The organism is Paenibacillus monticola (assembly GCF_009664975.1).
GTDB classification, from domain to species: domain Bacteria; phylum Bacillota; class Bacilli; order Paenibacillales; family Paenibacillaceae; genus Paenibacillus_AQ; species Paenibacillus_AQ monticola.
Window position 1 is genome coordinate 192679 of sequence record NZ_WJXB01000013.1, and the last position, 9065, is coordinate 201743.

The 9065-nt window shown below is 45.9% G+C and carries 9 protein-coding genes; all 9 read right to left on the reverse strand.

The window, feature by feature from the left end; genetic code table 11:
• Nucleotides 1-25: 25 nt before the first annotated feature.
• Nucleotides 26-928, reverse strand: a complete 903-nt coding sequence (locus tag GJB61_RS25680; RefSeq protein ID WP_154121877.1) for a response regulator — start codon at nt 926-928, stop codon at nt 26-28.
• A 3-nt stretch (nt 929-931) separates the two neighbouring features.
• Complete coding sequence (locus GJB61_RS25685; protein ID WP_229522448.1) at nt 932-2221, reverse strand: ATP-binding protein; 1290 nt, start codon at nt 2219-2221, stop codon at nt 932-934.
• A gap of 85 nt (nt 2222-2306) precedes the next feature.
• Nucleotides 2307-2957 (reverse strand): amino acid ABC transporter permease, encoded by a 651-nt coding sequence (locus tag GJB61_RS25690; RefSeq protein WP_154121878.1) that lies wholly within the window; start codon nt 2955-2957, stop codon nt 2307-2309.
• A 274-nt stretch (nt 2958-3231) separates the two neighbouring features.
• A complete protein-coding gene (locus tag GJB61_RS25695) occupies nt 3232-3882 on the reverse strand; it encodes an amino acid ABC transporter permease (protein WP_154121879.1) in 651 nt (216 codons plus the stop codon).
• A gap of 207 nt (nt 3883-4089) precedes the next feature.
• Nucleotides 4090-4941, reverse strand: a complete 852-nt coding sequence (locus tag GJB61_RS25700) for a glutamate ABC transporter substrate-binding protein (protein ID WP_276568321.1) — start codon at nt 4939-4941, stop codon at nt 4090-4092.
• A 28-nt stretch (nt 4942-4969) separates the two neighbouring features.
• Nucleotides 4970-5698: an amino acid ABC transporter ATP-binding protein gene (locus GJB61_RS25705; RefSeq protein WP_154121880.1), complete on the reverse strand. Its 729-nt coding sequence runs from the start codon at nt 5696-5698 to the stop codon at nt 4970-4972.
• 311 nt (nt 5699-6009) lie between these two features.
• The gene (locus GJB61_RS25710) at nt 6010-7002 is read right to left on the reverse strand and encodes an inorganic phosphate transporter (RefSeq protein WP_154121881.1); all 993 of its coding nucleotides are present in this window, start codon (nt 7000-7002) and stop codon (nt 6010-6012) included.
• Nucleotides 7003-7015: 13 nt separating this feature from the next.
• The gene (locus tag GJB61_RS25715) at nt 7016-7633 is read right to left on the reverse strand and encodes a DUF47 domain-containing protein (RefSeq protein WP_154121882.1); all 618 of its coding nucleotides are present in this window, start codon (nt 7631-7633) and stop codon (nt 7016-7018) included.
• Between the two features lie 202 nt (nt 7634-7835).
• On the reverse strand, nt 7836-8927 hold the full coding sequence (locus tag GJB61_RS25720) for a DUF3048 domain-containing protein (protein WP_154121883.1): 1092 nt from the start codon (nt 8925-8927) through the stop codon (nt 7836-7838).
• Between the last annotated feature and the right edge of the window lie 138 nt (nt 8928-9065).

Below are 9065 nucleotides of genomic sequence, written 5' to 3' on the forward strand. Positions count from 1 at the left end.
CTTCAAGTAGCTATGCACTTCGTCTTTACCGCCCAATCCCTTCCTGCAGCTCCAAATGCAGAACCTGCAGAAACTTCTTGATGTTCACTTTGACCTTGCCGGATTCCCGGCCCAGCTCAATTTCCTTCATCTTCAGACGCACCTCTTCAAAATCAAAATAGAGCGGTGCATAATGCTCGAACTTGGGATTTCCGTAATCCGTCAGTCCAATTGCTGCCAGATTAGTCAAGCCCGCAGTTAGCGCACGGCGCAGGCGTTGCTCAATAGCTTTAACCTCTTTGGCAGCTTCAGCGGGATCACTTTTATAACTAGCAGCAGCCATTTCGTATAATTCTTTGAGCGGCGGCAAGCTTCCTGTATCCTCTTTGGCCGATACCAGCTCCATAATCGTAATAATATCACGGCTGCCACTTTCGCTGATCATACCTATATTCATCAGAATCGGCTGGATAACTTCCTTCACCGAACGTTTAAATGAAGCTGTCGGCGGAGCGCCAAATTGCAAGCCCTCCAGCTTGACCAGACTGGACTTAATCTCCTCCAGATAACGATTAATGGCATATCGCTCATTTACCTTGTACAGCACCGACTCCACTTCAATCTTGTTGATTGGCTTGCGGATAAAGAACTCAATTCCGCTCCGGTACGCCCGACTCACCATATCCCCATTCTCGATCTGCGAGATCATCACGAATTTGGAACGGCATCCTTGAGCCTGTAGGGAATTAATAGTCTCAATCCCATCCTGATCAGGCATCAACAGGTCCATCAGCACGATATCTGGAGATTCACTAAGAATCAGCCGTACTCCATCTTGCCCATTTTCGGCCATACCCGTCACTTCGCCAAGACCACTGTCTTCGATAATATGCTGCAGCATTCTTCTTGCGGCTCCATCGTCATCCACTATACAGAAAGAAAGCGGCATCCTCTATTCCTCCTTCCGCAGCTTAGCCGTCCGAATTATAATCTGAAACATAGCTCCACCTGTGTGAGAAGCCTGACTGACCACAATCTCCCCCTCAAACAAATGCACAATATCGCGCACATGCGAGAGGCCAATCCCTGTTGCGGCTACACCCTCATCATCGAACTTGGTGGTAAACCCTGGCTCAAATAGCAGCTCACGGTCACGATCTTTGATTCCTGAACCACTGTCGGTAACGGAGAATATGGTGGTTTCACCTTTTTCATAAGCATCAAGGGACACTTTCCCTTTACCTTTAATCACTTCAACCGCATTGGCGGTAAGATTGTTAAGCAGTGTCAGCAGAGGAATGTAGCTTGCGGTGGTATAATCAGAGGTTATATTAACATTGAAGGTGATTTCTTTGCCTAGCATTTCGGCATATTTGGTATTGCTCTTTACTGCAAAACGGAGAATTCCCGAAAGCGGCATATCGCCTGTAACTTCACGGTCAACAAGCTTGACCAGACCCGCTAGAATGCGCTGTGAATCCTTCTTCACCTCGTGAATCTCCTGGGTAATATCCAGCACCTGTCGGCTGTACGCTTGAAGTCCTTCTCCCTTGAGACCACGATACAGCTCAAAGCTGTTCAAAGTTACATTCTCCAGCGTTCCTATCGACTTCTTCAAATAGAAAACCTCACCATACAATCCAGAACCGAAGCCGAGCATTTGCTCCATCCGCCGATTCTGTTCCGTCTGGGCAATCCGCAGCTGGCTGACAGAAATACTGCTATACACTCCGGTAGTAAAATACGTGCGAAGTACAGCAATAGCCATCAGATAAGTCCACTCGTTCAGTTTAAAAGAAGTCGAATCCAGTACAATCAGCCGGGTCAGCAGCTCCATTTCGTTCGACAGCAAATCGATCAACGCCGCAACGCCACCCAGTACAAGTGGATGAAAAGTGTCTAGCCGACTCTTGATCAGATTCATCAATACTGCAAATACAATATAATAGACCATAGCTGAAAAGTGGCTATTCATACTCTGCAAGAACGTCAGGCTACTGCCTTCCATAGCGTCCATTCCAGTTCGGAACAGCAGTACTACGGTGCCGGTCACGAGTCCGGTACTCACATAAGGAAGCTGCTTCATCAGAAGCAAGAACAGTAGAAAGGCGCTGCTGCCCATAGCAATCCGGAAGATGTCGCCATCAAATGGATTAATCTTGAATTCTCCAGCTACTGCCGTTCCGGCGGCTACCACGAGAATCTGCATGTATTTATTTTTTAGAATAGATTGTCCCATCATCACTGCTCCTGCCAAGAGATGTTGACAACTATACTACCATAATGACAAATGATTTCATACGCGGAGGCCTACTATCTCCTAAATCTCAGACCGTTTTAGTCTCCAATCTTCTAGACAACATGGACAATAAGAAGTTGACGCTAAAATAGATCAGAGCAACAAGCAGCAATGTTGGTATCGCGTAACTGTACCCATGTCCAATCACGATGTTTGCGTTATGCATTAGCTCCGGCAGTGAAATGACCACAGCTAAGGAGGTATCCTTGAGCAAAGAAATGAATTGGCTCACCAATGGTGGAACCATACGGCGCAGCCCCTGCGGCAGCACGATATGCCATAAGGTCTGAAAGTTGGTCAACCCGGAGGAACGTGCCGCTTCAATCTGCCCCTTATCGACTGAGGTTAATCCCCCACGCACAATTTCGGCAATCATCGCCGCTTCAAATATTGTTAAGGCCGCGATGGCTGCTGTAATGAGTCCCAACTTAATGCCGACCTCCGGCAGTGCAAAGCGAATAAAAAATATAATCAAGAGCAACGGCAAATTCCGAATAAGCTCTACAATCACGAACATGATCGGTGACAACACAGGTATTGCCGAGTAACGAATCACACCGACTATACAACCAATCACAAAGCTGAGTATGATCGAAATAAAAGCTACGATTAGCGTAATATACAAGCCATCCAGTAAAAACTTCAAATTATCGGTGGAGTACGCACCTGCAAAATCCATATAATCCCTCCTTAATGCTTTACATAGCAAAGTCTTGAAATATTGTGATTTATATTATCACTGCGTGAAGTCTTGAGCTTCCGATCGCTGTTATCCTCATATTTCCTGATTTGAACCGCCTCTCGCGGTAGAAATCCGAGGATAAAGGCGAACGCTAACGCTTCTACAGCTCCAAGCCTTCCCTCCGTTATTTGTATCACTAGAATTCAAAGCTTTGCCAAGCAAAGCTAAGTTCGCAAGCAACTATCGAAGGCTCCGCCAATTAAGCCTTCTCTTAGTATTTACGCTGCAGCCTGCGCTCCCATACTCTCATCGCGTAACTGAGCGGCAGTGTCAGCACCAGATAGAACATGGCTACGAAAATGTAGGTATCAAATGTACGGTAGGTTTCCGTTGAAATCCCGTCCGCAAAGTACATCAGATCCAGGCCGGCGACTAGCGTCAGCACGGAGGAGTTCTTAATTAGGTTAATGAACTGATTGCCCAGTGGCGGAATTACCAGTTTGATCGCTTGAGGCAAAATAATATGCACCATCGTCTGTGCGTAATTCAGTCCAGAGGAACGTGCAGCCTCGGTTTGACCTTTAGGAACAGCCATGATCCCTGCGCGAATAGCTTCTGCGATAAAGGCTGATGTATATACCGATAACCCAATGGTCCCGGCTATAAAACCGTCAAGCGGAAAGCCTAAAGCTGAAGGGCCGTAAAAGAAAATATACACTACGAGCAATAGCGGAATATTACGAATAAACTCGACGTACCCTGTTCCGAACCAGCGCAGCCCCTTGACCGGAGTAATCCGAAATATGGCGATCAATGCTCCCAGCAGAAAGCTACCGCAGAGCGCTAGTAAACTGGACAGAATCGTATTATAAAAACCTTCCATATAGGAGCCGAAATGATCGGTCAATATCGAAAAATCCATAGATGTCACCTCCCCTTGCCTAGATATTAGTACCTTAAAATTAATACAAATTCAAATTTCACGAAAGGATGGAGCGGGTTTATTCCGCTCCATCCTCTCGCTACTGCTTATGAGAATAACAAACTATATAAGATAAACCAAAAACTAAAGGCAAAAGTAACGGAGGGGACATTCACCGCAGTTACCAAAAAGCGAGCGCTCTTCTACTTATTTCGTTGGAGCTTTACCGATCCATTTGGTATAAATAGCATCATAATCGCCGCTCGTTTTCAGTTCAGCCAGTGTATCATTAACGGCTTGAACTACATCTGTGTTACCTTTTTGTACAGCTATTCCATAAGGCTCGTCGGTAAACGGTTCGCCCACAACTTCATAACCTGGATCTTGTGCTGCCATTCCGTACAGAATGGAGTCATCGGTAGTCAATGCATCCCCTTGTCCGGCTTTCAGAGCACTGAATGCATCCTGATAGTTATCAAATTCCAAGACAGTGATGCCCGGAACTTTTTCTTTAATGTTCTTGATTGAAGTTGCACCTTTAGAACCCAGTACCTTTGTATCCTTCGTTACATCTTGGATACCGGTAATTGGACTGCCCTTCTTCACCAGCAACGATTGTCCAGCCTGGAAGTAAACATCAGAGAAATCAACTTCCTTTTTGCGCTCTTCCGTAATAGTCATCGTAGCGACAACCATATCGATTTCACCGTTATTCAACATCGGGATACGCGTCTTTGAAGTTACTTCCTTCAGCTCGATCGCATTTTCGTCACCTAGAATATGTTTGGCGATGGCTTTGGAAATGTCGATATCGAAACCTTCCACTTCACCGGAACCTGGATCTTTCAGCCCAAACAGCTTTGTATCATATTTAACTCCGACCAGCAGTTTGCCGCGTTCTTTAATCTTGGCGATAGCTTCTGAAGTGGTCTCTCCTCCAGCAGCATTACCATTCCCAGCAGTATTATTAGCAGCGTTATTGTTGCCACAACCCGCAATCACGAACAAAGCAGCAACCATCATCACACTTAGCAGCTTCCAACTCTTTGTCATTTTCATTCTATTTCCTCCCCGGATTCCTATATTTTTAATGGCTTAATACACGGCTGAGAAAAGTACGAGTCCGCTCTTCACGCGGACTAGCGAAGAATTGCTCTGGTTCTGCCTCTTCGACGATTTGACCCTGATCCATAAAGATGACCCGATCTGCCACCTCACGGGCAAAGCCCATTTCGTGAGTAACGATAACCATCGTCATCCCTTCATTGGCCAGTGTGCGCATTACGTCCAGCACTTCGCCAACCATTTCTGGGTCAAGCGCTGATGTGGGTTCGTCGAATAACATAATCTTCGGCTTCATGGCCAACCCCCGGGCAATTGCGACCCGTTGCTGCTGACCACCGGACAGCTGGGACGGATAGGCTAGTGCCTTCTCAGCGATACCCACCTTTTCCAGATAGGACATTGCGATTTCCTCAGCTTCTACCTTGGATAGTCCAAGCACCTTAATAGGAGCCAGCGTAATATTATCGATCACCTTTTTATGCGGATACAGATTGAAATGCTGGAATACCATGCCGATCTCTTTGCGCAGCTTGTTAATATCTGTCTTGCGATCATTTACAGTGATATTGTCCACGGTTAACCCACCGCTCGTAATCGTCTCCAGCCGGTTAATACAGCGCAACATTGTGCTCTTACCTGAGCCGGAAGGACCTACCACTACAACGACTTCCCCTTCCTGAACATGCAGGTCAATTGTTTTCAATACATGGAATTGTCCGTAATGTTTCTCCACCTGATGAAAGTCGATCAACGACAGGCCCCCTTCGCTATAAAATGTATATCAGCACCCTCTGTTAACTTAAGTAACACTTAAAACACACCTTACCTCAAAGACTACATAAAACTATATAATCCTACCTTTGCACTAATTAATTCGCGTCATTTTCTTTTCAAAGCGTGAGATATTTCATTTTCTTTTCGCTCCGATTAATGTTTTTTATCAATTCGTTGTAACTTTTTATGACATTCATGTTTCTAAATACAAAGAAACGGGTAACGCCCTCGATAGGCGTTACCCGTTTCTCTTATTAAAAGTATAAAGGCTAACATGGTTCAGCCTTCTTAGAAAATGATCTTAAATATTAATCCAGCCAGCACAGCGCTGAGTGGAATTGTTATAAACCAGGTAATTACAATCCGTCCGGCTAATCCCCATTTCACTGCGGAAAAGCGTTTGGCGGAACCTACACCCAGAATAGCCGAGGTGATGGCATGCGTTGTACTAACTGGCAGATTCAACAACGTGGCCGAGAAAATAACGGAAGCTCCCGAGATATCCGCGGCAAAACCGTTGATCGGCTCGATTTTAAAAATCTTTGTACCCATCGTCTTGATGATCTTCCAGCCCCCAATGGAAGTACCAAGCGCCATCGATGTAGCCGCTGCAATCTTAACCCACAGAGGAACCACATCCATCGACTCCAGATTTCCTGAGGTAACAAGCGCAAAGGTGATAATCCCCATCGCCTTCTGGGCATCATTCGTACCATGTGTAAAGGATTGAAGCGCAGCCGTAACGATCTGCATCGAACGGAAGCCTTTATTCACTGTATGCGGACTTTTCTTGGCGAAGATCCACTTCAGGATGGTCATTATTATATAACCTACAGCAAATGCAATCAGCGGGGAGAGAATAAGTCCCTCGACAATTTCAATAAAGCCGCTCCAGTTGATGTGGGCCGATCCGGCGCCAACATAAACTGCACCAGCCAGCGCACCAATCAAAGCATGAGATGAGGAAGATGGAATTCCGAACCACCAGGTGACCAGATTCCAGATAATCGCCGCAATCAGAGTTGCAATCACGATATTTATTCCGTTATCCAGCAGGGTCGGATCGGTAATGCTTCCACCAATCTTTTTGGCTACGCCTGTAAATAGCAAGGCTCCGATGAAGTTCATAGAGGCTGCCATAACAATAGCCGTACGTGGCTTAAGTGCCCGTGTGGAAACTGAGGTAGCAATTGCGTTGGCAGTATCATGGAACCCATTGATGAAATCGAACGCAAGTGCGAGAAAAACAACAAAACCTATCATAAACAATGATGTTTCCATATTCCCGGGCCCCTTATGAGTTACGCATGATGATCGATTCCAGCATGTTGGCTACGTCTTCACATTTATCCGTGGTCGTCTCCAACCGCTCATACAACTCTTTGCGCTTAATAAGCTCAATAGGGTCCTTCACTTTTTCAAACAAGGCTTTAGTACAAATACGCAGCACATCATCGCCTTGGTTCTCTAGTTCATTCAGACGGATTGTATACTCACGAATGGCCAATAGCTTCTTCTGGGAGAGCAAATGAATGGCTTTTTGGATTTCATAGGCGCACTGCCGAAGAATTTCCGCAAACTGCATAATATATTCATCCGCTTCCAGCAGGTTATACATATAGAAACGTGAGGCTGAAGCCTCCAGGCCATCCATGACATCATCCATGCTTGTAATCAAATCCATAATGTCGTCACGTTCTAGTGGCGTAATGAACGTCTTATTCAATTCCTTAATAACCGTATGCGTGTAAGTATCGCATTGGTTCTCGTACACCTTCATCTGTGTGGCGAATTTCTCCACATTATTACGAAGATCGCTTATATTCTGGGCAAAGTAATCCGCAGCTTGGACAATCGTATCCGCCATATTTTCCAGCGTCTCAAAGAATATGTCCTTTTTTCTCAACTTCATTGTTTAAACCCCTCTACATAATATTACCGTGATAACTCGAAGTCACCCATATGTAAAAAGCATGAAAATGAATGACAACCTTTGTTATCTTATCATATTCGTACAAGGGATAGAAGTAAAAGAAACGAACTTTTTACACTCTATTAATAATTTCCTGTAACAGGGAAAATAATCACGCGTTCCATTTTACACCTCGTATTCCTTACGTTGTACTTTCTGCCTGGTTATAAACTACATGGCTGCTAAATGAGGGTGAATTAGGGACAATCAGGATATGAGTGATACCCGGGTACATTAAGGCCTCTTTTCCATCCTTCACGAACCTAATCACATCATCCGGCTGACGCGACCACCTGCCCTTGATGACTTGTCCGCGCTGGAAGAGCAGCGCCTCTCCACCCAATTCAACATCCACCTGAAGTCTTCCCACATCGTCAAGCACCTTATGATCCGCACCCATCACTATCACATTGGCAGCTTCCACCGGATTGTCGTTATTGAGATCCAAATGGGGTTTACCATTCACAATACGCTGGTAGGTACGCCGCTCCGTATCATATTTGTAGCCAACGGTATAGCTCTTCAGCAGAAAGTTCACACTGAACGCTTGCGCAGCTTCTCCGTCTGTAGGTATGTAGTCGGGATTATTAAAAAGATATCCGGGAACCGCCGTATCCTCTGCGAATCCTAGCTTCAGCGCACCTTCCCGCAGCTTCGCTGAATTGCTGTATAAATTATGTGGTGCTTTGCGAGTCTTATCCCGCCAGAAGTATGCTCCAGCACGACCAATCTCATCCATATCCTCTTTCTTCTGCTTTTGCAAAATAGCGTACGCCGCCGGACTGCCCCCGGCATGTACCGTTACACCGCCATAACTCTCGCCAATATCAATCAGATAAGGTCGGATGCTGCGGATCGGGCCGATCTTAACGATCCCGGGATGGCTTTGGAAAATCCCGATGAGCCGTGTAATGCCGCCTTCAGCAAGCACTTCATACAGAATATCCGCCTCACTTATACCGGATTGCGGCCGAGCTGCAGGGGCATTATTAATCATAATGGATAACGGACGGGGAAGCGTTGCTTCAGTGACCGGAAGCCCTGTTAAAGTAGATACGAATGGCGTCGAAGGCGCCACTGGAGGTGATGGCTGGCTTGAAACCGTTGGCTGCGGAGCCAGCGTAGGCACAATCGTTGGCGCAATTACTTCGACAGCCTCTTGTGAACCACAGGCTGAGAGCAGTAGAGCCATAAGCACTACGCCGGATATAAGTTGGGAAGAAGAGCGTTTCATAAACTTTTGTTCCTCCTAAATTTTAATGCCCTGACGGGCACAATGTGTAATGAAAATGGGCCTGAGGTTTAAGCGACCTCTATCCTGTGTATACCAGATACTAAGCAGGACAGGTAAAGTCGGTAAACTTATTGTGCG

Excerpts from the sequence above, each read along its gene's own strand:
- GJB61_RS25715 (WP_154121882.1), bottom strand. The coding sequence starts at position 7,633 with ATGAAGTTGAGAAAAAAGGACATATTCTTTGAGACGCTGGAAAATATG.
- GJB61_RS25690 (WP_154121878.1), bottom strand. The coding sequence starts at position 2,957 with ATGGATTTTGCAGGTGCGTACTCCACCGATAATTTGAAGTTTTTACTG.
- GJB61_RS25700 (WP_276568321.1), bottom strand. The coding sequence starts at position 4,941 with ATGAAAATGACAAAGAGTTGGAAGCTGCTAAGTGTGATGATGGTTGCT.
- GJB61_RS25680 (WP_154121877.1), bottom strand. The coding sequence starts at position 928 with ATGCCGCTTTCTTTCTGTATAGTGGATGACGATGGAGCCGCAAGAAGA.
- GJB61_RS25720 (WP_154121883.1), bottom strand. The coding sequence starts at position 8,927 with ATGAAACGCTCTTCTTCCCAACTTATATCCGGCGTAGTGCTTATGGCT.
- GJB61_RS25685 (WP_229522448.1), bottom strand. The coding sequence starts at position 2,221 with ATGATGGGACAATCTATTCTAAAAAATAAATACATGCAGATTCTCGTG.
- GJB61_RS25710 (WP_154121881.1), bottom strand. The coding sequence starts at position 7,002 with ATGGAAACATCATTGTTTATGATAGGTTTTGTTGTTTTTCTCGCACTT.
- GJB61_RS25695 (WP_154121879.1), bottom strand. The coding sequence starts at position 3,882 with ATGGATTTTTCGATATTGACCGATCATTTCGGCTCCTATATGGAAGGT.